Source organism: Aeromonas sp. TS_SC_11, assembly GCF_057318915.1.
The window spans coordinates 979,167-1,001,133 of sequence record NZ_CM170470.1 but is presented as its reverse complement, the minus strand read 5'-3'; the positions used below and the strand labels follow the sequence as shown (position 1 = coordinate 1,001,133).

Sequence of the window (21,967 nt, the reverse complement as noted above, 5' to 3'; positions counted from 1 at the left end):
CAGATCTCCGCGCTTACAGCATCGGGGTTTGTGCCGGAACGGCCAGGGCATCGTTTTCGACCACGCGCACCTTGGTGTCGTTGCTCAGGCGAACCTGACCCGACAGCACTATCTGGTCTCCAGCCTTGATGCCGGACAGCACATGCACGTCATTGCCGCGACGCTCACCCGCTTTGACCACTACCTGCTTGGCCCGTTTCACGCCGTCCGTCTCATGGATGACATAGACGTTCTCGCCATACAGGGTGAAGGAGATGGCGGATTGCGGGATCACAACCTGGTCTTTCACCGTGGGCAGAATGATGCTGGCGCGGGCGAACATGCCGGAACGAAGCTGACCGCCGTTGTTCGGGATGTCTGCCTGTACCTGGATCAGGCCGCTCTGGTAGTTGACTGCGGGTTCAATGGCGGTGATATGCCCGTCAAATTGTACTTGTGGATAGGAGTCCACATTGATCTTGACGGTCTGGCCCAGAGTGATTTTGGAGATATCGGTCTGGGGCACGGTGAAGCGCAGGCGCATCACACTGGTATCTTCCAGCCGCACTATGTCGGTACCCGGTTGCAGGTACTGGCCGAGGAAGACGTTACGCAGACCGACCACGCCACCGAAGGGGGCACGTACCTGGCGACGGGCAATGGTTGCCTTCAGGCTGTCGATATCCGCTTCCAGTGAACGGTAGCTGGCTTCGGCATCATCCAGTTGATCCTTGGAGATGGAGCTCTTCTTGTAGAGGTTCTGGAAACGCTCGAACTTGGCTCGCGCCGCTGGCAGCTTGGCCAGGGAGGCTTGCAGATTGGCCTTCTCCACGCTGGAGTCCAGGCTCAGCAGCAGTTGCTCTGCCTTGACCGGCTTGCCCGATTCGAAGGTGATGGCATCGATTGTGCCTGCCAGTTCAGTGGAGAGCGTTACCCCCTGATTCGGCTCGATGAAGCCGATTGCCTCTATGGTTGGAACCCAGTCCTGGGCCTTGGTGACCATGGCGGTGACCGGGAACTCGGGCTCTGGCCGGTTGGCCATGAACTCTGCAATCTTCTTCTGCTTGAACATATTGAAGCCGATGACGCTACCAAACAGGGCGAGCGCTATCAGCAACATGATGGCCATCCACTTTTTCATGAACAGGCTCCTGAGGTGGAAAAGTTGGGGGTTAATATGGCATTCCAGCTGGCCCGGATCGCGGCTTCCAGCTGTTCTTGCGTCAGCTCAAAGTGATGAACCTGGCGTTGTAGCGCCAGAGTCCCCACACAGTCCAGGCTCAGCACCTGCAGTGCCCGGACGGGTAGATCGATAAACAGACCTTGTTCACGTCCCTGCTCGAAGAAACGATCCAGAGGCGCCCAGGCGGCCATGATGACCGGGTCTTTCTCCAGTTCGGCTCCCAGTGGGGAACACTCATATTGCAACTTGCATTTGAGTGCGTTGGGGTCGTCGGCAAAAAAGGCGTGGATGTTGAGCCACAGACGCCGAAATTGCTGAAATGACACCTCATCTATCTGCACACCTTCCATGACCAGGGGATGACACTGGAGGATACTGTGTTGATAGAGCTGGCGGATCAGATCATCTTTGTCACTGAAGTAACGGTAGATGGTGCCCGCCGCCACCTTGGCTTTCTTGGCTACCACGGCAATGGACAGACCGTGGAAACCCTGCTCGCCGAGTATTTCATGAGCCGCATTGAAAATGCGTTCTTTCTTGTTCATGACTCGATTATCACAACGGCTGAATGAACGTTCATTCATTTTAGGGGGGCATTGAAGCAAGTCAAGTTCCACTACTGGATGCATCACCATTAGGGGGGAAACAAATTAGCGTTGCAGAGCTGGATCCAGCCTGAATGAAACAAAAATGGTGAAAAAGCGCCATAAACGATGGAAAAACAAGCGGTTGATTTGGCGGGAGCAAAAAAGTGTAGACAAGCCTGCCCCCATCATCAATAATGCGCCCCGTTCGACAGCGTAGCGCCCGTAGCTCAGCTGGATAGAGCGCTGCCCTCCGGAGGCAGAGGTCACAGGTTCGAATCCTGTCGGGCGCACCATTTAAAGTGCGCCGGTTAAACGGGCGTGTTGTGGAACGAAAACAGCTGTGGTGGCTGTAGCTCAGTTGGTAGAGTCCCGGATTGTGATTCCGGTTGTCGTGGGTTCGAGCCCCATCAGCCACCCCATTTTACAGCTTGTCAGGTATGCGAAGGTGGCGGAATTGGTAGACGCGCTAGCTTCAGGTGTTAGTGCCCCCCGGGTGTGAGGGTTCGAGTCCCTCTCTTCGCACCATACTTGCTGTATGATGAAGATGACCGAAAGTGGTTGTCTTGGTGTTTTGAAAGAGTGTTGCAGTGAAAAAATTGTCTCGGTGATTAGCGCAGCCCGGTAGCGCATCTGGTTTGGGACCAGAGGGTCAAAGGTTCGAATCCTTTATCACCGACCATATTCAGAAAAACCTCGCTTAGGCGGGGTTTTTCGCTTTCTGGCGTTTATCATCTCCCCATCTCCCCATCTCCCCATCTCCCCATCTCCCCATCTCTGCGTCTGTTACGTCTGTTTACACTTCTGTTGGCACTTTCCTGTCACCGCTTCGGGTATGCTGGGCCGCAGACCCATAGCAAAGTGGGCATTATTGAACACTTTTCAGGCCAAAATGTCATATGCACCATAATACAGTTCGCGCCAGCATGTTGGCGCTGGTTGTCGTGGCCCTCAGCGGCTGCTCGTACAAACCCAAGCCGGATGAAATCCTGATGGGCGCCGCCCCCAGGCAGGCCATCGATGCTCCCTCTGCCCTGATGACCAGCGGTGGTTTTTGTGTGGCATTGAATGCCCAGGATCAACTGATCACTCAACCTTGTGAAAAGATAACCCGACAGCAGTTTAACTGGGATGCTGGCGCCCTGCAGCTTGATCAGCGCTGTCTGGTGGCCAAGGGGGTGAGCGAACTCGTGCTGGCTGAGTGTCAGGATGATAGCCGCCAATGGCAGTGGCAGGCGGATCGTCTGCTCAATCACAAGGTTGATCGGTGTCTGGATGTCGCCGGTCGTCGCCACAAGCCCGGCACACCGCTTCGGCTGGCGGAGTGCTACGGGGGTGCCAACCAGAGTTTCGAGTGGAAGAGTAGCGCTAGCATGCTGGAGCAGTTGAATCTGAAAAGCCTCATCTGGTGAGGCGATAGGGGATGTGGGACAGGTTTCAGGCTGGGGGAGATTTCGCCCGTGTCTCGATTTGAAATATCTGCCAAACAGCATGGATACCACAGTCGTGGTATCCATGCTGTCACGGGTCAGGCTGCGCCAGCAGTACTGAGGGCGAACAGCTGCTCCAGATAGACGGCAACCCCATCTTCGTCCGAGCTCAGGGTCTGCTCATGTGCTGGCAAGGCGAGCTTGAGGCGGTCGTGGGCATTGCCCATCACAACGCCACGACCCACCATGTCCAGCATCTCGAAGTCGTTCATGCCATCCCCGAACGCGACGGCCTGAGACATATCCAGTCCATGCTGTGCCAGCACGGCGCGCACGGCATTGCCCTTGTGCACCCCGGCGTGCATCACTTCGAGGCAGTCCGGCAGGGAGAAGGTGACGTTGAGTCGATCACCATAATGCTGGTTGAGGTGAGCCTCGATCCGCAGCAGTTTTTCGTGCTCGCCGATGTAGAAGACCTTGTTGACCTTGTCCATCGGGTGGGTGGCGAGGTCGGTGAGGCGGTAGGTGAAGCCGGACTCGTCATGGAATTGCAGCAACCAGGGCAATTCCTCTTCTACCAGCCACTCGTCGCCATAGTAGACATTGAGGTGAATGGAAGGGTCGCGATCCAGTGCGATCAGCTCGGCGGCCACGGCAGCTGGCAGCGCCTGATTGAAAATGAGTTGATCCTGCTTGTCGTGCACCACGGCACCGTTGGAGGTGATGAGGTAGATGTCCAGCCCGAGCGTGTCGCGAATGCTGCGCACATCCACATGGTGCCGGCCAGTGGCCACCACGAACTTGATCCCCTGTTCCACCAGACGGTGCAGGGTGTCACGGGTGCGGGGGGAGATCTGGTGCTGCTTGTTGAGCAGGGTGCCATCGAGATCGGATACAACTACCTTGAACATCATTACCTCGGCATCAATTGAACGCCGGGGCAGTGTACCCCAGCGTTTTGCGTCACCCCATTTATTTAGGGATCCAAAAAATAACCAGCGCTAGAAGCGCTCGAAGAACGCTAGGGTCGCGCTCAGTGCGGCCTGACGCTGGGGGTCTGCTTCGATAAACAGCTCATGCCAGGCGCCCTCTATCCGCAGCGGCTTGCCCCCTTCACATCTGGCCTTGGCACAGAAAGCATCCTGGGCGGCATTGTCCACCACGCTGTCTTCCCCCGCCTGCAGCAGCAACAGTGGCGTCTTGATCCGATCAGCGGCGGCAATGGCGGTATCTCCAGCGGCTATCCCTTCGCGGATCCAGTGGGCGGTCACCCCCCCCAGCTTGATTTGCGGGTGCTGTTCGTAGAGATCGCGAAACGCCTGATAGCGCGGCGCGCTGTGGCTCAGGCCATTATCGGCAAATTCGTGTGACTGGTAGCTGCCCTGGCCGGGACCATAGGGTGGTTCGCCCAGCCAGCTGCCGACCGTGTCTATGCTGGCCGCGAGCCCCTGTGCCAGCCATTTGGGCAGACCGCCGAGGTTGATGCCCATCATGGGGGAGGAGAGCACGGCCGCCTTGATATCATCCGGCCAGCGTTCCAGGTAAAGCGCCGAGATGGCACCGCCCATGGAGTGAGCCAGCAGGAACAGCTTGGTGGGCTGATCTGCCATGATGACCTGGTCGTGGAACTGTTTGAGATCCACCACATAATCTTCGAAATCAGCAACATAGCCTTTCTGCTTGTCGGCCAGCATACGGTCGGACAAGCCCTGTCCCCGGTGATCGATGAGGTAGAGGCTGTAGCCCTGGCGCCACAGATCCCAAGCCAGTTCCTGATACTTGAGATAGCTCTCGACCCGACCATTGACGATAACGATGGCGCGATCCACCTTGGCCTGGCGCAGGGCGGCATAGCGGATGGTGACGCCGTCTCTGGCCTTGAACTCCCCCTCGATAGCATGTGTACGCCAGAAGTCGGGCAGCGTTTGCTGGTAAAGCGCGGGGACCTCGGCTTCGGAGGTCAGCGGATAGGGATTGGTCACGGCAAGGGCTCCGGCAGAAAACAGGGTCAGTGCCAGCAGGGGCAGACAGTTAAATTTCATCGGTTGGATACTCCATATCCTGGGGATCTTCCTGTTGTGCAGCCCAGCCCTTGCGGGTCAGCTGCATCCGTTGCCACCAGGCCTCGTCCGCCAGAATTTCACCGGCCGGGCCGAGCTGGGGATAGGGCATCTCTTTCTCTTTGCAGAGCTGGACATAGATGGGGTAGCCCCCCTCGAACAAGATAGTGTTCTGCTCTTCAAGCGTGAGGGGGCAGCCGCGCTGATAACAGCCCGCCAGCTCGCGCTGGCGCTGGGCCTCGTAGAGGATGGCGGCGGCGGCCACCGAAACGTTGAGGGACTGCACCATGCCCACCATGGGGATGACGATATGGTGATCGGCCAGGGCCAGCGCCTCTTCACCGATGCCGTGTTTCTCCTGACCCACCAGAATGGCGGTGGGTCTGGTGTAGTCGATGGTGCGAAAGTCCACAGAGCTTTCCGAGAGGTGGGTCGCCACTATCTGCATGCCGGAGGCTTTCAGCTCGGCCACGGCGCTGCCGATATCCGGGTGCAGCTTCACATCCACCCAGTTCTGGCTGCCGCGGGCCGTGCCCTTGCGCTTGTGGATCCAGGTCTTGGGCCAGACGGCATGCACCCTGTGGATGCCAATCGCATCGGCGGTACGCACTATGGCGGCCAGGTTGTGAGGCTTATGAACCTCTTCCATGCAGACGGTCAAGTCGAGCTGACGCTGGGCCAGCATGTCGGAAATCCGTTTAAATCGTTCAGGAGTCATATCAGTTTCTATAGGGTGAGGCGGGTGTGCCAAGAGTGCGCAGCAAGCGGGTTGAGCCGGGTTGAGGCTGGGTCAGTATGATACTGATTTGCTTGATGCATTCGGGGATCATGGCTTGTCTCTATAAAAGCAGCAGGCGGCTTGCGCCGCCTGTTTTCAGTTCTTTTGTCGGCTCACCTTGAGCACATTGGGCATCACGCGGATCTTGCGCATGATGTTGGCCAGGTGGATGCGGCTCTTGGTGGTGATGAGCAGGGTGACCAGATAGACACGGCCATCCTTCTCTTCGGTGCTGATGGCGTGAATGTTGGCGCCGGTGGCGGCAATCACGTTGGCCAGCTCGGCCAGCGCACCCTGATGGTTGACTATCTCTACGCTGATGCCGGTGCGGAATTCCTGCTCCTGATCCTTGTCCACCTCCCACTGTACCGGCAGATACTTGTCCGGCTCGCGGCTGTAGCCCTTGATATTGCGGCAGGCTTCCTGGTGGATCACCAGCCCCTTGCCCGGGCTGATGTGGGCAATGATGGCATCCCCCGGGATCGGGCGGCAACAGTTGGCGAAGGTGACCAGCATGCCGTCGGCACCCTTGATCGGCATCTTCTTGCTGCTGGATTTGGGCTGCTCTTCCGGCGGCAGTTCGCCCAGCATGCGGCGCGCCACCATGACGCTCATGGCGTTGCCCAGGCCCACATCGGCCAGCAGACCCTGCAGGTTTTCGTGCTTGGTATCGGCCAGCACCTGCTTGATGCGGGGTTCCGGAATGTCTTCGATGTTCTTGGCGCCAAGCGCATGGTTGAGCAGGCGGCGGCCCAGCACCACAGACTCTTCGGTGCGCAGGTTCTTGAGGAACTGGCGGATTTTGGATCTGGCCTTGGTGGTCACCACGAAATTGAGCCAAGCCGCATTGGGACGGGCGCCCGGTGCCGTGATGATCTCTACCGTCTGCCCCGAATAGAGCGGGCTGCTAAGGGGGTAGGGATGTCTGTCAACCCGTGACCCCACACAGGCATGGCCGATATCTGTGTGTACCGTATAGGCGAAGTCCACCGGCGTGGCACCCGTGGGCAGCTCCATGATGCGACCTTCGGGAGTGAACACGTAGATCTCGTCAGGGAACAGGTCTGTCTTGACCCCTTCGATGAACTCAAACGAGCTGCCGGCACTCTGCTGCAGCTCCAGCAGGCTCTGCATCCAACGCTGGGCGCGGATCTGGGCCGTGGTGCCCGAGCTGTCGCCATCCTGCTTGTAGGCCCAGTGAGCAGCAACCCCTTTATCGGCCATCTGATCCATGAACTCGGTACGGATCTGTACCTCCACCGGCACCCCGTGGGGCCCCACCAGCGAGGTGTGCAGCGACTGGTAGCCGTTGGTCTTGGGGATGGCGATGTAATCCTTGAAGCGACCGGGGCGCGGCTTGTAGAGGCTGTGCATCTGCCCCAGCACCCGGTAACAGGTATCTATGTCCTTCACTCTGACGCGAAAGGCGTAGATATCCATTACCTCATGAAATTGCAGCTCTTTTTTCTCCATCTTGTTGTAGATGGAAAACAGGTTCTTCTCGCGGCCGCTCACCTGGGAGTCGATGCCGGCCTCATGCAGGCGGCCCTCGATCTCGCTCTGGATGGAGTCGATGATTTCACGGCGATTGCCGCGAGCGCGGCGTACCGACTCTCGCAATACCCGTGAGCGCATGGGGTAGAGAGCCTCGAAACCCAGCTCTTCCAGCTCGTTCTTCATGGTATGAATGCCGAGGCGGTTGGCGATGGGGGCGAAGATCTCGAGGGTTTCGCGGGCAATGCGGCGGCGCTTGTCCGGCCGTAGCGAACCCAAAGTACGCATATTGTGGGTGCGGTCGGCCAGCTTGATCAGGATGACCCGGATATCCTGGGTCATGGCCATCACCATCTTGCGGAAGTTTTCGGCCTGAGCTTCTTTGCGATCGCGAAACTTCAGCTTGTCGAGCTTGGAGACACCGGCCACCAGTTCGGCGACGGCATCGCCAAACAGTGCGGCCAGATCGGCCTTGGTCACGGGGGTATCTTCGATGACGTCGTGCAGCACGGCTGCCATCAGGGTTTCGTGATCGAGTCGCATGTCGCCGAGAATGCGGGCAACGGCAACCGGGTGGGTGATATAGGGTTCGCCACTGGAACGCATCTGTCCCTGGTGGGCATCACGGGCCACCACATAGGCTTGCCTGAGCTTCTCAACCTGCTCTGGAGGCAGGTAGGAACTGGCTATTTCTTTAAGATTTTCAAATAAATACAAGACAGTCCCCGCAGCGGTGAAACGGCAATCCGTGGAATTGAGGAATAGTCCTGAGTTTGCGAGGTTTTCGAGCGGTTGTAAATGGGAAGAACAGTCGGCACCCGGGCGGGCGCCGACCATGGGAAATTACTTACTTAACCGCGGCCTTCGGCGATGGCAGCAACGGCTGCCAGTTCGGCGGCTTCCTGTTCTTGCTGCTCGTAACGGTCCTGGGTATCCATCACTTGATTGTTCACCAGACCCAGTTCGATCTCGCGCAGGGCGATCACGGTCGGCTTGTCGTTCTCTTCGTCGACCAGGGGATCTTTGCCTTGAACCGCGATTTGGCGGGCGCGGCGGGCGGCGACCAGCACCAGGTCAAAACGGTTACCTACCTGTTTTACAGCATCTTCTACAGTAACGCGTGCCATGCAGGACTCCAGTGTTTGGGCTTTCTGTGTTTAAAAAAGCAGTGTTTAAAAATGACGCAAAAGTTTACTTGTTTTTGGCCTATTCTGCCAGTAGCTGTTGCAGCAAGTTTTGTTGTGCCTGCTGTTGCTGACGCATTTCCAGCCGTTGGCACTCAATAATGGCCCTGAGTTGGAACAGTGCCAGCTCAAAGTCCTTGTTGATAATGACATAGTCATACTCGTCGTAGTGCACCATTTCGGCAATGGCTTTCGCCATCCGGCCGGCAATCACCTCGGCGCTGTCCTGACCGCGCCCGATCAGGCGCTGTTCCAGCTCGGCGCGGCTGGGGGGCAGAATAAAGATGGATTTGGTCGGCATCTGCTCACGGATCTGGCGGGCGCCTTGCCAGTCGATGTCGAGGAAGACGTCGATCCCCTGAGCCAGGCAGGCTTCAATGGCGGCGCGAGAGGTGCCGTAATAGTTGCCAAATACCTCTGCCCACTCCAGAAAGTCACCGCGTTCGATCAGTTCCTTGAACTCTTCCACCTGCACAAAATGGTAGTGCACCCCATTCTCTTCGCCGGGACGAGTGGCGCGGGTGGTGTGGGAAACCGACAGTTGCATCTTGCCAGCCGGGTTGTGTTGGGTCAGCAAGGCATTGAGCAGGCTGGATTTACCCGCCCCGCTCGGGGAGGAGATGATATAGAGAGTGCCTTGTTGCGCCATGTCATTACCTTATTATCTAGAGCTGCGTTTTGGTTGTAGCAGAGGCCGCCGTCTTGTGCCCGAAAGGGAGACAGCCAAACGCAAAACGCAGGAAATTCTTGAGTCGGGAGGATGTAAAGGCGGCGAATTTTATCAGAAGGCGGCGGATAAAAAAACGGCTGGAATCATATTCCAGCCGATCAAAGTATTCGTTGCTTGCTGCGGGAGCGTAACCCACATCGGCTGCCATTCTGCCCTGCAGGCGGGACAGGGGCCATCAGGTTATCCCTGCCTCATGGCTCGGAATTTCCGAATCGCCCTCAGCCGGGCAGGTGACGATCGGCGCAGAGCCGGTCAAAGGTAGCAATGACCCTCTCAATCCCTATCTTGCCCATGGCATCCGGATCCTTGAGGCGGGTGCGCCAGCCGAGCTCGGCCAGCGGCTTGCCGGTTTCCTGTTCGATCAGCTCCTGATAGACGCTGACCACGTAGTCACGGCACAAATAGGGGCCGGTGCGAGCCGGATTGTGGTGGGCGTAGAGGCCAATCACCGGCGTGCCTACCAGGGTTGCCATGTGGGTGGGGCCGGTATCGGGGGCCAGCACCAGGCTCGCTTCACCAATCAGGGCCAGCAGCTGTTTGAGGTTGGTCTGCCCCACCAGGTCCACCGGTTTGCTCTGGCTTAGCCGCTGTATGTCGGCCGCCAGATCCCGCTCCAGTTTGGCCGGGCCGCCGCACAGGTAGACCTGAAAGCCCTTGTTGGTCGCGTGATCCGCCAGTGCAGCATAGCCTTCGGCAGTCCAGTTCTTGAATGCCTTGCTGGCGGCGGCACAGATGAGCAGAGTCAGTTTGCCGCCGATTTTCTCCCTGGCCCAGGTTTTATGTTCGGTGCTGATAGGCAATTGCCAGTCCGGCGTCAGATCCTTGATGCCGAGTTCTTTGGCAAAGGCAAGGAAACCGTCCAGCACATGGGGAGACGTGGGGGAGGGAACCCTGTGGTTGGTGAACAACCACTGACCGTCGTTGGCGCGCGCCTTGTCGAAACCGAGTTTGACCCTGGCCTTGATACCGAGCGTCGCTATGCTGGCGCGCATGGCCGCCTGCAGGTGGAGCAGCGCATCGAACTTGCGTCCCTTGAGGGTGCGCCACAGGTCGAGATAACCGCGCCAACCCTTGCTCTTGTCAAAGGCGATCACCTCGACCCCGGGCAAGTCGGCAAACAGGGTCGCTTCGATTTTGCCGGTGATCCAGGTGATGCGAGTCTGGGGCCAGGCCCGCTGGATGACGCGCACCAGCGCCAGCGCGTGGCAGCAATCCCCGATGGCGGAGAGCCGCAGTATGCAGATAGAAGAAGGCGGCGTTTGGAACAGCGGCATGATGTGGTGCAATGGTGGAAAAATGGATGGATGGCATTATGCAAACTCCCCTGTGGATTGTAAAATTGCGCGCAACTGGCAGCCGGTACCGGCCCTGCTCCTCACAAGGTGCACGGGTCCGTGCTGGCAAGCCGCCTTATCGTGAATCGAACCATTGCGATTACTGACCGACCGGAATCACCAAGATGCGAATACAGACCGAACACAACCAGATCTGCTGGTACGCCGAAGGGGTTTTTCGTGACCCTTCTCCCGAGCTGTTTGATCCGGCCTGGTGGCAGACACATCGCCAGGTGGTGGGTTCTGCCATAGGGCGTGGTGTGACCTGGTTCGTGAAGGATGAATCCCGTCATCTGGTGCTGCGTCATTACTATCGTGGCGGCATGGTGGGCAAGGTGGTGCGGGATCGCTTCTGGTTCGAGGGGGTGGAATCCAGCCGGGCCATGGCCGAATACACTCTGCTGGCCAAGTTGAGCGAACAGGGCCTGCCGGTGCCGCGCCCGTTTGCGGCCCGTATGGCCAAGCAGGGCCCCTTCTATCGCGCCGACATCCTTATCGAACGCATTCGCGGTGCCAAGGACCTGGTGGCCCTGCTCAAGCAGGGGCCGATCGCCGATCAGGTATGGCACAAGGTAGGTCAGACTGTGCGTCAGCTGCACGATGCGGGTGTCTATCATGCGGATCTCAACAGCCACAATCTGCTGCTCGACAAGGAGGGCAAGGTGTGGGTGATCGACTTCGACAAGGGGGCGATCCGTTCCCCGGGCAGCTGGCAGCAGGCCAATCTGGAGCGGCTGCAACGCTCCTTCAGTAAAGAGTCCCAATTGCACACCAGTTTTCACTTCGTGCCGGAAAACTGGCAGGCGCTGATGAGCGGTTATCAGGGAAAAGCGAGCTGACCCTGTTGCTCGGCGCGAGAGCCAATGTTACTTATTGAGCAGGTATTCAGATTCGGTTTCGAGGCATTCGATGGACATGCTCAAGGCTCCCCTGAGGGAAGTGGTCACCCGGTTTGATCCGACGCTGATGGCGGATGTCATGGCTCTGCTGGAGGCGGGACTCTGGAGCTGGAGCCCGCAACAGGGTGTGCAGCGGGATCTCTCCTGTCTGCGTCTGCTGGGATTGAATGAAACCGGTCTGGACGATCTCGGCTGGCTGGAACGGGTGCATCCCGACGATGTGGCTGTGCTGCAGGAGGCTCTCGCTGCCTGTCAGAGCGGGCGAGTGCCCCAGATCCGGCTCGAGTACCGCATCCTGCATCACGACGGTCATTACGTTCGGCTGGAAGAGCGGGCCCGGCGCGATGTTCACGGTCAGGTGTTGGGGGTGGTGCGCCTGCTCGAGTCACAGCCGGTGGCGGAAGAGCGGCATGGCACGGATCCCCTTACCGGGCTGGAGAGCCGAAGCCACTTCGAACAGCTGCTCGACGAGCGGCTGGCGACCGAGAGCGGCAGCTTCAGCCTGTTGCAGTTTACCGTCGACCACAGTGCCAAGATCCAGCAACTGTTTGGCGAAGCGGCCTGCGATGCCATGCTGGCCAAGCTGGCGCGCATGGTACGCCACGAGCTGCGGCGGGAAGATCCCTTCGCCCGTTGGGATCAGGATGGTTTCATCCTGATGCTCTCCCAGACCGATCGCTTGAGTGGCCTCGAGATTGCCGAGCGATTGCGCCTCGAGATCGCCGATGCCAGCCTGCTGCCGCAGCGGCCTGTGACCGTCAGTGTCGGGCTGGTGCAGAGCCAGGCCGGCGAGCATATCGATCACTTGCTGGCCCGGCTGGCGACCTGCCACGGTCAGGCCAGACGGGAGCACAATGCCGTTGTTGGTTAATGCTTGCTCACGCTGGCGCGCTGACAGATCCAGAGGGAGGCCAGCATCAGCAGGCCGCCAATGGCCAGCCTGGCGAGATTGGTATCCTTGCCCCAGATCAACAGATTGACCAGCAGGCCCGCCGGGATCAGGGCGTTGTTCATGATGGCCAGCACACCGCTGCTGACCCTGGTCGCGCCCTTGTTCCACAGGAAGTAGCCGAGGCCGGAGGCTCCCACCCCCAGCCAGAGCAAAATGCCCCACTGTAAACCGGAAGTCGGATACTGCGGCTTGCCCAGCAGCCACCAGGCGGGCAGGGCGACAGCCAGTGCTCCCAGATAGAAGCAGCCGAATACCGCCTGCTGTGGCGGTTGCTGTGCTTCTCGTGCCAGCAGTACCTTGTAGCCCACTTGTCCCATGGCGAAGCTGAGGTTGGCACCCTGCACCACCAGGAATCCCAGTACATAGCTTTCGGTCAGCCCGTCGAAGCGGATGACGGCTGCCCCCAGCACCGCCAGCAGGGCGCCCCACAGATAAACAGGTTTGAAGCGGCGCTCCAGCAGGTCGTGGAGCAGGGTGACGTAGAGGGGGGTGAAGATGGTGAATACCAGCACTTCCGGCACCGTCAGCAGCAGGAAGGACTGGTAGTAGAACAGATACATGATGCCGAGCTGGATGGCGCCGAGTCCCATCAGCTTGAGTGCGAAATCAGGCCGCAGCCAGCGGCGTCTGAGGAATGGCAGAAACACCAGACTGGCAAGGACGATGCGCGTCAGCACGGAGAAGTAGGCATCCACCTGGCCGGCGAGATAGACCCCGATCAGGCTGAAGGAGAATGACCAGAGCAGGGTAACTCCTATCAAATAGTTCATGTGTTTGATTTATCGTCAGTTGTCAATTTTGAGGGCGCTATGATGGCCGAGATGGAAGCTGTGATCCAGCGTTTATGGCACCAGTTGCCACAGATCCGCGCCTTTGCCTTCGAGGCAAGCAATGGTGCGGGTTCCGCGACTGACTGGTGTGGTCGTGGTGAGGGAGATGTGGAGGTGACCGATCATCAGGGGGGCTGGCTGTTCGCCGAGACGGGCCGTTACACCACGCCCCATGGCCGTGTACTGACCATGCACAACCGCTTCTGGTGGCAGCGCGGCGATCAGGGGATCCGTCTATCCCACCTGCGTTATGCCCAGCCGGTGGAATTGTTCGAGCTGTTGCCGCAAGGGGATGGCCGCTGGCTGACCGCTGAGCCGCATCTGTGTGGCCAGGATCACTACAGTGCCGAGCTGACCGAGAGCGACAGTGGTTTTCTGCTGAGCTGGGAGATCACAGGCCCGCGCAAGAATGAGCGGCTCAGTTATCGCTACCTGAGATGACCCTCAAGTCGGGCACCTGTCCAATGCAAGAGCATGAAAATGCAGAAATAAAAAAACCGGCGCAGAGCGCCGGTAGAGGGGACAAATCGGAGGTTTTTTTAAAACGGTCCCAAAAACAGGAGAGATACACTCTCGTCACACATTCAGCATCGGTATTCAGGCATGCAACGCATAGCTCAGCATGGCTTGCAGCTTGCTGTCGAAGAACCAGGGCAGCAGCACCATCAGCAGGCCGAGCAGGCCGGCCAGCCGGTGGCGATATTGCCAGCCGGCAATCAGTACCAGGCCCCCACACAAGGTGGTCAGGATGCCTGACATAGGGCAGCCTCCCGCTGTGCGCGGCGTTGCTGTGCCCACTGGTTCAGCGCGACCGAGCCCAGGATCAGGGCCAGTGCCACACCCGTGGTGGACTGGATCTGCTCGCCGAGGAACATGGCACCCAGCATGACGCCGAACAGCGGCACCAGATAGTTGCTGAAGGAGGCAAAGGTCGGGCCCGCCTTCTGGATCAGTGCCATGTAGAGGAAGTAGACCAGACCGGTACAGAAGACACCCAGCACGACAACGGCGCTGATGGCATGCTGGCTCGGCATGGTGAGCGCACTCAGATCGGTCAGGAAGGGGGCCGCCAGCATCAGCTGGATAGCCGAAGAGATCAGTATGTTGCGCGCCACCACCACAGGGTGGTCCTTGGCGAAGCGCTTGATCATCAGCAGGCCGATGGCAAAGCAGCTGGCCCCGAACAGTATGGCCACGGCGCCGAGCAGGCCGGCGTTCATGCCGTTGGCCAGTTTCGGCCAGAACAGCACCAGCACACCGATGAAGCCGATGATCACCGAGACCAGACCGCCCTTGGTGATTTTTTCACCGGAAAGCAACAGGGGGGCCATCAAGATGGTGACAAAGGGGATACAACCCATTACCACGGCGGCGATGGCGCTATCCACATACTGTTGACCCCAGGCCACCATGATGAAGGGCAGGGTGGCATCGAGCAGGGCGATCAGCATGTAAGTGCGCCATGGTGTGTGCTCGCTCTTGAGACGCATGAACAGGCAGAGCAGACCCAGGGTCAGGCTGCCGCACAAGGCTCGTCCGGCCGCCACCATGATGGGGGGCAACTCGGTCACCGCCTGATGCATGAAAATAAACTGGGAGCCCCACAACAGGCCAATCGCCAGCAACAACAGATAGCTACGCATGTTAATCTCCGATGTAATTCGCCAGCGCATTCTATGCAATCTGCTACTATGCCAAAAATGAATTGTCGTCATTCAACTATGGCATATATCGATGGAACTCCCTCTCTCCCGCCTCGACCTCAACTTGCTGACCGTGTTCGACATGCTGATGCAGGAGCGAAACGTCACCCGCGCCGCCGAGCGTCTGCACCTTTCCCAGTCCACCGTCAGTCACGCCCTGGGGCGGTTGCGGCAGGCGCTGGATGACCCCTTGTTCGTCATGAGTCGGCGCGAAATGATGCCGACCGAGCGAGCCAAGACCCTGGCGGGACCCGTGCGTCAGGCGCTGGCCATGCTGGAACAGGGATTGCGGCAGGCGGAGGGGTTCGATCCCGCCAGCGCGCGGCGGATCTTTCGCATCGCCACCCCGGGTTCGGTGGAGCACGGTCTGGTACCGGCGCTGGTGGAACAGCTGCACCGGCAGGCACCACACTGCCGGCTGGAGGTGTGTGAACTGGCAGACAGCGACTACGAGCGGGAGCTGGAGAAGGGGGAGCTGGATCTGGTGATCGGGTTCGCCGATGCCAATCACTTCTCGCCCCGGCTGTGGCGCGAGCCCTGGTTCAACAACCCGCTGGTCTGTTTGTCACCGCTGGGCAGTGAGTTGCCCGAGGTGCTGGGGCCGGCCGAACTGGTCAGCCGCCCTCACATCCATACCTCCAGCTGGGGCCACAGCCAGGCCATGGTGGATCTCTGGCTGGCCCGTTTCGGGGTTGAGCGTGAGCTGGGGGTGCGGCTGCCGAGTTTTATGGCGGTACCGCCGCTGATGGCGACCGGCCGCTATCTGGTGGTGGTACCCGAGATGATAGGGCGCCACTTCTGCCGCTACTACCCGCTGCGCCTGCATCAGCTGAACCCGGATATCCCCATCGTCTACCTGATGGCGGGCCACCCGCTCACCGCCCATGACCAGGCCATTGGCTGGTTCAAGGGGTTGCTGCACCGACTTGCCTTCGAGCGCTATGGCGCGGATGCGCTGGGCAGTGTGGCCCAGCGCAGTGCGGATCAACCCAGCCCGGCGAAGTAATCCAGCCCCATGGCGCTTTTTACCTCCGCCAGTACCTCGTCGGTAAGTAAACGGGCCTGCTGGGTACCTTGCTGCAACAGGGCCAGTAGCTGCCGCTTGTCGGCAATCGCCGCCTGGCGCCGCGCCCGCATGGGGGCGAGCAGGGTTTGCAGGCAGTCGTTCAGCACCTGTTTGCAGCGCATGTCGCCGAGCCCGCCGCGCTGGTAATGGGCCTTCATCTCCGCCACCAGCATCTTGTCGGGATGGAAGGCATCCAGATAGGCGAATACCGTATTGCCCTCCACTTGACCCGGGTCGCTCACCTTGAGGTGATTGGGATCGGTATACATGGCGAACACCGCTTGCTTGACCTCTTCCGCTGACATGCCGAGCTCTATGGTGTTGCCGAGGGACTTGGACATCTTGGCCTTGCCGTCTATGCCGGGCAGACGCCCTGTGTCGCTCAGGATCGGCTGGCACTCTGTCAGCACCTCTTTACCCACCAGAACGTTGAAGCGGCGGACTATCTCATTGGTCTGCTCCAGCATGGGCAACTGATCTTCACCCACAGGCACATGGGTGGCGCGAAAGGCGGTGATGTCGGCGGCCTGACTGACTGGATAGATGAGAAAACCGGCCGGCAGGCTGCGCTCGAACCCTTTCTGCTGGATCTCCGCCTTGACGGTGGGGTTGCGTTCCAGTCGGGCTACGCTGACCAGATTGAGGTAATAGGTGGTGAGCTCGGCGAGGGCGGGCAGGGCGCTTTGCAGGCAGAAGGTGGTCTTGGCAGGATCCAGGCCGGCTGCCAGGTAGTCGGCCATCACCTCCAGCACGTTGTCGGTTACCTTGGCCGGATTGTGGCCGTTGTCGGTCAGTGCCTGCAGATCGGCGATCATCACGAATTGGCGGTAATGGTGCTGGGCCTCGACGCGCTGACGCAATGAGCCGACATAGTGGCCTATGTGCAGTTTGCCGGTGGGACGGTCGCCGGTCAGTATGATGGGGTTGTGCATGTCACTCTCTCCAGTGGGGTGGGCCGGGAGGCGACAAAGGACTAAAAACAATGACCGCCTCTCGGCGGTCACGGTGTTTTCTTTGGGATATTTTACATAGAAAAGCAGTGCCGCCTGTTTAGAAGCAGCACCACCAGTAGTTGTGATTGAAGATGGTCATATTCATGGCAAATAAAACTACGCCAGTTTGATCACTTCTGCAAGGGAACGACCAGCAGGTCGCAGGGTACTGTATTCATCAGCTGACGGGCACTGGAGGTAAGCAGGCTCCAGAAGCTTTGACGATGGCCGCACACCAGCAGGTCTATCTGGTAATCCTTGACCGCCTGGTTGACCCGTTCGCTCAGATCACCGCAGATCACCAGCTTCTTCTCGATGGGGTAGTCCACCGAGGCCAGGAAGGTCTCCAGCTTCTCTTTCGCTTCGGCGATCACCTGATCCTGCACGTTGTCGATGTCGATATCGATCATCTCGGTGTAGAGATCCTTGAGGTCCACATCAACATGGATCACGGACAGCTTGGCGCCGTTGGAACGGGCCCGATCAACCGCCTTCTCGATCACCTTGCGGTTATCTTCCGACAGGTCGATAGCGGCCAGTATGTGTTGGTAATAGGTTCCATTCATGGGAATTCTCCTCACTGATCCTGAGTTCACTATACCAATGTCTGATGAAACTAAAATGGCGTTCTCGACACAGTTTTGGGATTTAAATGAGTTTCTTATGGGGCTTCTTCTATGTCATGCGTCATAAATTGTCTATAAATCGAACAGGAGTTTGACCTGAGTCACACCCCTCGACTTGCCCGGCGAGGGTGGCAGGCATAGGATGTGCCCGTGCTTCGCAATGAACACAAAACAATAAAAAGCATCTGAATACCGCTTTGGGGAGCCTCGCGCTCCCTCTTGTTTTTCTGCCCCCTTACTGCCCATATCCCGCCCGACATCAAGGTAATCCGCAACTTCTTGGTTATGCTGTAGCCAGTTCCTTTGGAGATCCCGTCATGATCATTCATCCCCAGATCCAGGGTTGCGTTGCCCGCAACTGTCATCCCATCGGCTGTCGGGCCGCCGTGTTGCAGCAGATATCCAGCGTCAAGGCTGCGGGCAGTTTCAACGGGCCCAGGCGGGTGCTGGTTCTCGGTGCCTCCTCTGGCTTCGGGCTGGCTTCCCGCATAGCGCTGACCTTCGGGGCCGGTGCCGATTCCGTCGGCGTCTCGTTCGAGCGAGGCCCGTCCGACAAGGGGCTCGGCAGCGCAGGCTGGTACAACAATATCTGGTTTCGGCAGGCGGCGGAGCAGGAGGGGCGCGTCGCCGTCAATCTGATAGGCGATGCCTTTTCCGATGCCATGCGTCAGCAGGCCATCGACACCATTCGCCAGCAGCTGGGGCAGGTGGATCTGGTGATCTACTCGCTGGCCAGCGGTATCCGGGTATTGCCGGATGGCCGTCAGGTGCGCTCCGCACTCAAGACCACGGGCCAGCCTTTCAGCGGCTGGGGGCTGGATCTGGAGCAGGACAGGCTGGTGCAACAATCCCTGGCGCCCGCCACCCCGGAGGAGATCCGCGACACCGTCACCGTCATGGGCGGCGAGGACTGGCAGCTCTGGATGCTGGCGTTGCAGCAGGCCGATTGCCTCGCCCCCGGCGCCCGGACCGTGGCCTACTCCTACATAGGCCCGGAATCCACCTATCCCCTCTACCGGGACGGCACTATCGGCTACGCCAAGGAGCACCTGCATGCCACCGCCGAGGCCATCAACCTGCAACTGGCAGAACTGGGCGGCCACGCCTGGGTGTCGGTCTGCAAGGCGCTGGTGACCAAGGCGAGCGCCTATATCCCTGTGCTGCCGGTTTACCTCGGCTTGCTGATGGGGGTGATGAAGGAGCGCGGCGTGCACGAGGGCTGCATCGAGCAGATGCAGCGGCTGTTTGCCAGCAAGATGTACGGGCCGCAGGGCGTGGTGGCCGATGGCAACCGGCTGATCCGGATGGATGACCACGAGCTGGACCCGGCCATTCAGGCCGCCGTCTCGACACTCTGGTCCAAGGTGACGCCGGATAACTTCCATACCCTGGGGGATTTTGCCGGCTTGCGGCAGGATTTCATGCAGCTCAACGGTTTTGAGCTGCCCGGTGTCGACTATGGGGCGCCGGTGGATGTGGCTTCCCTGACCGAGCTGGTGCCCTGATCCCGCCCGGCTGGTCAAGTTATCCCGGTTTCATTCTGCGCGGGTGGCCGTGCTCACTGACCGTCAGGCCACGCTGCTGGTCAATTCATCCTGCGCCGAAGGGGTTGTCGCCAATATGGTCTGGTTGCGGCCCTGGCGCTTGGCTTGATACATAGCCATGTCGGCGCGGTGGATCAGCGGGCCAAGCCCCTCATCAGCCTCTGAACGCCCCGCTATGCCGATGCTGATGGTCATGTGCGGTGTGTCCAGCTGGGAAATCCTCAGGCGTAACTGCTCTGCCAGGTGCCAGCAATCCTCTGCCGCCAGTGGTACCGCCACCAGAAACTCCTCGCCTCCCCAGCGCCCTATCAGCTGTGCGTCCGGGGCCCAGTCGCTCAGCTCCCGCGCCAGCCGCTGGATGGCCCGATCACCCGCCTGATGGCCGTGTCTGTCATTGATCTGCTTGAAGTGATCGATATCGATGATGAGCAGGGTGAGCGGGTCTTCCAGTTGCCACTGGATGGCAAGCCGTTCCAGCAGGGCGCGGCGGTTTGGCAGCTCGGTCAGCTGATCGAAGGTGGCAAGCTTGTAGAGGTGGCGTGAGCTGCGGTGCAGCCTGTGGGTGGTGATGCCGAGCAGGAGCAGGGCGCCCGCCAGCAGGCCGACCAGCATCAGCTGGTAGTTGCGGGCGCTCTGTTGGTGCAGCAGCTGCTGGCGCTTGCGCTCGTTCTCCTCTTGCAGCACCCGGTTGCTGGCCTCGCTGCGGGCCAGATCCATCTCGGCCTGAAAGGTGGCGGCATGCTGGCTCAGCGCCTGATTGAAGTGCTGCTTGTAATCGTTCATGTAGGCGGACAAGGCCTCATAAGCCTCCGGATAGCGGCCCTGCTGGGCCAGCAGGCTGGCTTGCAATGCCTTGCTGCCGGCGCTGGGGTGGCCCTGGGACGTCAGCAGTTGCAACGCCAGCTGTATCTCTCCCCGGCCCTGCAATGCCTTGACCCGGGTCTCGAGCAGGCGTTCCCCCGCATCCTGATATCCCAACTGTTGATAGAGTGTCTGCGCTTCGTCCAGACTGCGCAGGGCTGCCGTCCAGTCACCCTGGGCGTTGAGCGCCATGGCCTGATAGCCGAGGATGATGGCGCGGTAATCCGGCGCCAGATGGGGCGTAGCCAGCAGGCTGTCGAGCAGTTGTCTGGCCTGGATGGGGCGATCCGTGTCTATGTAAAGCCGTGCCATGTTGGCTTTGATGATGGTCTGGCTGTTTGGCTCGTCCAGCTGCACCATCTGCTGCAGGGCTTCCCGATAATAGGTTTCCGCCTCTCTGGGCAGACTCAGGTCGGCATAGAGGTTGCCCAGGGTCATCAAGAGGCGGGCTGAGTCCAGACTGGCAACCGGTTTGTCTCGTGTGGATTGCTTGAAGCGAAAGGCCGTCTTGAGTTCGGCGATCGCCTCTTTCAACTGCTGGGTGCGATAGAGTGCCAACCCGTTCAGGGCATGCCATTCAGATGCTTGCATTGGGTGGTCGATAACGGCGGGTTTGAGCCGGGCCAGCAGACGGAGGGCTTCATCAGGTGCCTCTGTATCCAGGATCAGGGCAACCTCTTGCAGCTGAAAATCCAGCAGGCGCAGGGGTTGCTGCTGGGCACTGGCCAGCTCGCGGGCTCTGGCATTGTCGAGCAGGGCCTGCGGATAGTGACCTAGGGCTGCCTGGGCCAGGGCTCTGGCATAAAACAGCTCCATATCCTGCTGCGGGTTGGCATCGAGGCGTTGCAGATAGCCGGCGGGATCGCGCGCCGCCTGCAATTCAGCCTCTTCCAGCAAGGAGGGAGCGGCCTGCAACTGGGTTATCCAGAGCAGTGCCAGTGCCGTTATGAATCTCATTGAATCCTTTCCCTGACCACTGGCGCCATCATAATGGCTGAATCCACGTACACCATGTTTCTTTGCTTCTCTATACCTGTATGGGGGATAGGATGAGGCGAAAAACGGTCACAACTGAGCAGTTTGACCGCCGTATCTGGTTGATTCGTGTTAAAACAGTGGCGACAATCGTGATCAAATCACAGTGGAGAATCAGCATGTTGGCAAAAGCCATGATCGAGAAGTTGAACGAGCAGATTAATCTTGAATTCTATTCCTCCAATCTCTACCTGCAGATGAGCGCATGGTGTGAGGACAAGGGTTTCGAAGGTGCCGCCACCTTCCTGCGTCAGCACGCCGTTGAGGAGCGCCAGCACATGGAGCGTCTGTTCACCTACGTGAGCGAGACCGGCGCTATGCCGATGCTGGGCGCCATCGATGCGCCTCCCCACGAATTCAAATCCCTGGGCGACATTTTCCGTAACACCCTCGAACACGAATATCACATCACCCAGTGCATCAATGGCTTGGCTCACGTGGCATTCACCACTCAGGACTACTCCACCTTCAACTTCCTGCAATGGTACGTGGCCGAGCAGCATGAAGAGGAGAAGCTGTTCAAGAGCATCGTCGACCGTCTGTCGCTGGTGGGCGAAGATGGCAAGGGTCTCTACTTCATCGACAAGGAGCTGGCCGAGCTGGCCAAGGGTGCCCCCGCCAGCGTCATGGATGGCAACGCCTGATAGTCGTGGACACTTAGTGTTCACCCAGTACAATAACGGCCCCTTTATGGGCCGTTTTT

The 21,967-nt window shown here is 59.3% G+C and carries 22 protein-coding genes and 4 tRNA genes; 11 read left to right on the top strand and 15 right to left on the bottom strand.

What is annotated here, in order from left to right; genetic code table 11:
* Nucleotides 1-13 precede the first annotated feature (13 nt).
* Nucleotides 14-1,120 (bottom strand): efflux RND transporter periplasmic adaptor subunit, encoded by a 1,107-nt coding sequence (locus tag AC1P02_RS04780; RefSeq protein WP_485184314.1) that lies wholly within the window; start codon nt 1,118-1,120, stop codon nt 14-16.
* Nucleotides 1,117-1,707: a TetR/AcrR family transcriptional regulator gene (locus AC1P02_RS04775; protein WP_058395525.1), complete on the bottom strand. Its 591-nt coding sequence runs from the start codon at nt 1,705-1,707 to the stop codon at nt 1,117-1,119. The genes AC1P02_RS04780 and AC1P02_RS04775 overlap by 4 nt, the downstream gene beginning before the upstream one ends.
* Nucleotides 1,708-1,965: 258 nt before the next feature.
* Between AC1P02_RS04775 and AC1P02_RS04770 the strand changes: the two genes are divergently transcribed.
* The 5 genes from AC1P02_RS04770 (at nt 1,966) to AC1P02_RS04750 (ending at nt 3,158) form a co-directional block, all read left to right on the top strand.
* Nucleotides 1,966-2,042: transfer RNA gene (locus AC1P02_RS04770), tRNA-Arg, on the top strand.
* Nucleotides 2,043-2,092: 50 nt separating this feature from the next.
* Nucleotides 2,093-2,168: transfer RNA gene (locus tag AC1P02_RS04765), tRNA-His, on the top strand.
* A 20-nt stretch (nt 2,169-2,188) separates the two neighbouring features.
* Nucleotides 2,189-2,274 (top strand) — tRNA-Leu (locus AC1P02_RS04760).
* A 77-nt stretch (nt 2,275-2,351) separates the two neighbouring features.
* A tRNA-Pro gene (locus AC1P02_RS04755) sits at nt 2,352-2,428 on the top strand.
* Between the two features lie 217 nt (nt 2,429-2,645).
* Nucleotides 2,646-3,158 (top strand): ricin-type beta-trefoil lectin domain protein, encoded by a 513-nt coding sequence (locus AC1P02_RS04750; protein WP_485184312.1) that lies wholly within the window; start codon nt 2,646-2,648, stop codon nt 3,156-3,158.
* A 116-nt stretch (nt 3,159-3,274) separates the two neighbouring features.
* On the opposite strand, the gene AC1P02_RS04745 is transcribed toward AC1P02_RS04750, so the two are convergent.
* The 7 genes from AC1P02_RS04745 to AC1P02_RS04715 form a co-directional block, all read right to left on the bottom strand.
* Complete coding sequence (locus AC1P02_RS04745; protein WP_034281594.1) at nt 3,275-4,087, bottom strand: Cof-type HAD-IIB family hydrolase; 813 nt, start codon at nt 4,085-4,087, stop codon at nt 3,275-3,277.
* Between the two features lie 90 nt (nt 4,088-4,177).
* The gene (locus tag AC1P02_RS04740; RefSeq protein WP_058395524.1) at nt 4,178-5,218 is read right to left on the bottom strand and encodes an alpha/beta fold hydrolase; all 1,041 of its coding nucleotides are present in this window, start codon (nt 5,216-5,218) and stop codon (nt 4,178-4,180) included.
* On the bottom strand, nt 5,208-5,954 hold the full coding sequence (trmH, locus tag AC1P02_RS04735; protein WP_485184310.1) for a tRNA (guanosine(18)-2'-O)-methyltransferase TrmH: 747 nt from the start codon (nt 5,952-5,954) through the stop codon (nt 5,208-5,210). The genes AC1P02_RS04740 and trmH overlap by 11 nt, the downstream gene beginning before the upstream one ends.
* 156 nt (nt 5,955-6,110) lie before the next feature.
* Nucleotides 6,111-8,225 (bottom strand): bifunctional GTP diphosphokinase/guanosine-3',5'-bis pyrophosphate 3'-pyrophosphohydrolase, encoded by a 2,115-nt coding sequence (gene spoT / locus AC1P02_RS04730; protein ID WP_005319472.1) that lies wholly within the window; start codon nt 8,223-8,225, stop codon nt 6,111-6,113.
* A 134-nt stretch (nt 8,226-8,359) separates the two neighbouring features.
* Nucleotides 8,360-8,635, bottom strand: coding sequence for a DNA-directed RNA polymerase subunit omega (gene rpoZ / locus AC1P02_RS04725; protein WP_005307060.1), 276 nt, complete (start codon nt 8,633-8,635; stop codon nt 8,360-8,362).
* 79 nt (nt 8,636-8,714) lie between these two features.
* On the bottom strand, nt 8,715-9,341 hold the full coding sequence (gene gmk, locus AC1P02_RS04720) for a guanylate kinase (RefSeq protein ID WP_131731174.1): 627 nt from the start codon (nt 9,339-9,341) through the stop codon (nt 8,715-8,717).
* A gap of 299 nt (nt 9,342-9,640) precedes the next feature.
* Complete coding sequence (locus AC1P02_RS04715; RefSeq protein ID WP_485184302.1) at nt 9,641-10,708, bottom strand: glycosyltransferase family 9 protein; 1,068 nt, start codon at nt 10,706-10,708, stop codon at nt 9,641-9,643.
* A 173-nt stretch (nt 10,709-10,881) separates the two neighbouring features.
* On the opposite strand from AC1P02_RS04715, the gene AC1P02_RS04710 reads away from it, so the two are divergent.
* Nucleotides 10,882-11,595: a 3-deoxy-D-manno-octulosonic acid kinase gene (locus AC1P02_RS04710; RefSeq protein WP_087756799.1), complete on the top strand. Its 714-nt coding sequence runs from the start codon at nt 10,882-10,884 to the stop codon at nt 11,593-11,595.
* A gap of 70 nt (nt 11,596-11,665) precedes the next feature.
* A complete protein-coding gene (locus AC1P02_RS04705; protein WP_485184300.1) occupies nt 11,666-12,526 on the top strand; it encodes a GGDEF domain-containing protein in 861 nt (286 codons plus the stop codon).
* On the opposite strand, the gene AC1P02_RS04700 is transcribed toward AC1P02_RS04705, so the two are convergent.
* Nucleotides 12,523-13,377 (bottom strand): carboxylate/amino acid/amine transporter, encoded by an 855-nt coding sequence (locus AC1P02_RS04700; RefSeq protein WP_058395519.1) that lies wholly within the window; start codon nt 13,375-13,377, stop codon nt 12,523-12,525. The genes AC1P02_RS04705 and AC1P02_RS04700 overlap by 4 nt on opposite strands.
* Nucleotides 13,378-13,419: 42 nt before the next feature.
* Here AC1P02_RS04700 and AC1P02_RS04695 point away from each other — a divergent pair, with 42 nt between their 5' ends.
* The gene (locus AC1P02_RS04695) at nt 13,420-13,878 is read left to right on the top strand and encodes a DUF6314 family protein (RefSeq protein WP_485185421.1); all 459 of its coding nucleotides are present in this window, start codon (nt 13,420-13,422) and stop codon (nt 13,876-13,878) included.
* A 156-nt stretch (nt 13,879-14,034) separates the two neighbouring features.
* Here the strand turns inward: AC1P02_RS04695 and AC1P02_RS04690 are convergent, their stop codons facing one another.
* A complete protein-coding gene (locus AC1P02_RS04690) occupies nt 14,035-14,196 on the bottom strand; it encodes a hypothetical protein (RefSeq protein WP_096119800.1) in 162 nt (53 codons plus the stop codon).
* Nucleotides 14,181-15,080: a DMT family transporter gene (locus AC1P02_RS04685; RefSeq protein WP_005319455.1), complete on the bottom strand. Its 900-nt coding sequence runs from the start codon at nt 15,078-15,080 to the stop codon at nt 14,181-14,183. The genes AC1P02_RS04690 and AC1P02_RS04685 overlap by 16 nt, the downstream gene beginning before the upstream one ends.
* A 91-nt stretch (nt 15,081-15,171) precedes the next feature.
* Here AC1P02_RS04685 and AC1P02_RS04680 point away from each other — a divergent pair, with 91 nt between their 5' ends.
* The gene (locus tag AC1P02_RS04680; protein ID WP_021140190.1) at nt 15,172-16,146 is read left to right on the top strand and encodes a LysR family transcriptional regulator; all 975 of its coding nucleotides are present in this window, start codon (nt 15,172-15,174) and stop codon (nt 16,144-16,146) included.
* Here AC1P02_RS04680 and trpS read toward each other — a convergent pair.
* Both trpS and AC1P02_RS04670 read right to left on the bottom strand, forming a co-directional pair.
* On the bottom strand, nt 16,125-17,138 hold the full coding sequence (gene trpS, locus AC1P02_RS04675; protein ID WP_485184296.1) for a tryptophan--tRNA ligase: 1,014 nt from the start codon (nt 17,136-17,138) through the stop codon (nt 16,125-16,127). The two genes, AC1P02_RS04680 and trpS, sit on opposite strands and share 22 nt — an antisense overlap.
* Before the next feature lie 191 nt (nt 17,139-17,329).
* Complete coding sequence (locus AC1P02_RS04670) at nt 17,330-17,764, bottom strand: universal stress protein (RefSeq protein WP_005319449.1); 435 nt, start codon at nt 17,762-17,764, stop codon at nt 17,330-17,332.
* A 377-nt stretch (nt 17,765-18,141) separates the two neighbouring features.
* Between AC1P02_RS04670 and fabV the strand changes: the two genes are divergently transcribed.
* The gene (fabV, locus tag AC1P02_RS04665; protein ID WP_219614867.1) at nt 18,142-19,329 is read left to right on the top strand and encodes an enoyl-ACP reductase FabV; all 1,188 of its coding nucleotides are present in this window, start codon (nt 18,142-18,144) and stop codon (nt 19,327-19,329) included.
* Nucleotides 19,330-19,392: 63 nt separating this feature from the next.
* Here the strand turns inward: fabV and AC1P02_RS04660 are convergent, their stop codons facing one another.
* Nucleotides 19,393-21,186, bottom strand: coding sequence for a GGDEF domain-containing protein (locus tag AC1P02_RS04660; RefSeq protein ID WP_485184293.1), 1,794 nt, complete (start codon nt 21,184-21,186; stop codon nt 19,393-19,395).
* A gap of 197 nt (nt 21,187-21,383) precedes the next feature.
* Here AC1P02_RS04660 and ftnA point away from each other — a divergent pair, with 197 nt between their 5' ends.
* Nucleotides 21,384-21,908 carry a non-heme ferritin gene (gene ftnA, locus AC1P02_RS04655; RefSeq protein WP_005319436.1) on the top strand — a complete coding sequence of 175 codons (525 nt, stop codon included), beginning with the start codon at nt 21,384-21,386 and terminating at the stop codon, nt 21,906-21,908.
* Nucleotides 21,909-21,967 lie beyond the last annotated feature (59 nt).

Coding starts and splice junctions, on each gene's coding strand:
- AC1P02_RS04695 (WP_485185421.1), top strand. CDS start 13,420: ATGGCCGAGATGGAAGCTGTGATCCAGCGTTTATGGCACCAGTTGCCA.
- AC1P02_RS04780 (WP_485184314.1), bottom strand. CDS start 1,120: ATGAAAAAGTGGATGGCCATCATGTTGCTGATAGCGCTCGCCCTGTTT.
- AC1P02_RS04670 (WP_005319449.1), bottom strand. CDS start 17,764: ATGAATGGAACCTATTACCAACACATACTGGCCGCTATCGACCTGTCG.
- AC1P02_RS04775 (WP_058395525.1), bottom strand. CDS start 1,707: ATGAACAAGAAAGAACGCATTTTCAATGCGGCTCATGAAATACTCGGC.
- AC1P02_RS04710 (WP_087756799.1), top strand. CDS start 10,882: ATGCGAATACAGACCGAACACAACCAGATCTGCTGGTACGCCGAAGGG.
- trpS (WP_485184296.1), bottom strand. CDS start 17,138: ATGCACAACCCCATCATACTGACCGGCGACCGTCCCACCGGCAAACTG.
- gmk (WP_131731174.1), bottom strand. CDS start 9,341: ATGGCGCAACAAGGCACTCTCTATATCATCTCCTCCCCGAGCGGGGCG.
- trmH (WP_485184310.1), bottom strand. CDS start 5,954: ATGACTCCTGAACGATTTAAACGGATTTCCGACATGCTGGCCCAGCGT.
- AC1P02_RS04750 (WP_485184312.1), top strand. CDS start 2,646: ATGCACCATAATACAGTTCGCGCCAGCATGTTGGCGCTGGTTGTCGTG.
- AC1P02_RS04660 (WP_485184293.1), bottom strand. CDS start 21,186: ATGAGATTCATAACGGCACTGGCACTGCTCTGGATAACCCAGTTGCAG.
- AC1P02_RS04690 (WP_096119800.1), bottom strand. CDS start 14,196: ATGTCAGGCATCCTGACCACCTTGTGTGGGGGCCTGGTACTGATTGCC.
- AC1P02_RS04745 (WP_034281594.1), bottom strand. CDS start 4,087: ATGTTCAAGGTAGTTGTATCCGATCTCGATGGCACCCTGCTCAACAAG.
- AC1P02_RS04685 (WP_005319455.1), bottom strand. CDS start 15,080: ATGCGTAGCTATCTGTTGTTGCTGGCGATTGGCCTGTTGTGGGGCTCC.
- ftnA (WP_005319436.1), top strand. CDS start 21,384: ATGTTGGCAAAAGCCATGATCGAGAAGTTGAACGAGCAGATTAATCTT.
- AC1P02_RS04705 (WP_485184300.1), top strand. CDS start 11,666: ATGGACATGCTCAAGGCTCCCCTGAGGGAAGTGGTCACCCGGTTTGAT.
- rpoZ (WP_005307060.1), bottom strand. CDS start 8,635: ATGGCACGCGTTACTGTAGAAGATGCTGTAAAACAGGTAGGTAACCGT.
- AC1P02_RS04680 (WP_021140190.1), top strand. CDS start 15,172: ATGGAACTCCCTCTCTCCCGCCTCGACCTCAACTTGCTGACCGTGTTC.
- AC1P02_RS04740 (WP_058395524.1), bottom strand. CDS start 5,218: ATGAAATTTAACTGTCTGCCCCTGCTGGCACTGACCCTGTTTTCTGCC.
- AC1P02_RS04700 (WP_058395519.1), bottom strand. CDS start 13,377: ATGAACTATTTGATAGGAGTTACCCTGCTCTGGTCATTCTCCTTCAGC.
- fabV (WP_219614867.1), top strand. CDS start 18,142: ATGATCATTCATCCCCAGATCCAGGGTTGCGTTGCCCGCAACTGTCAT.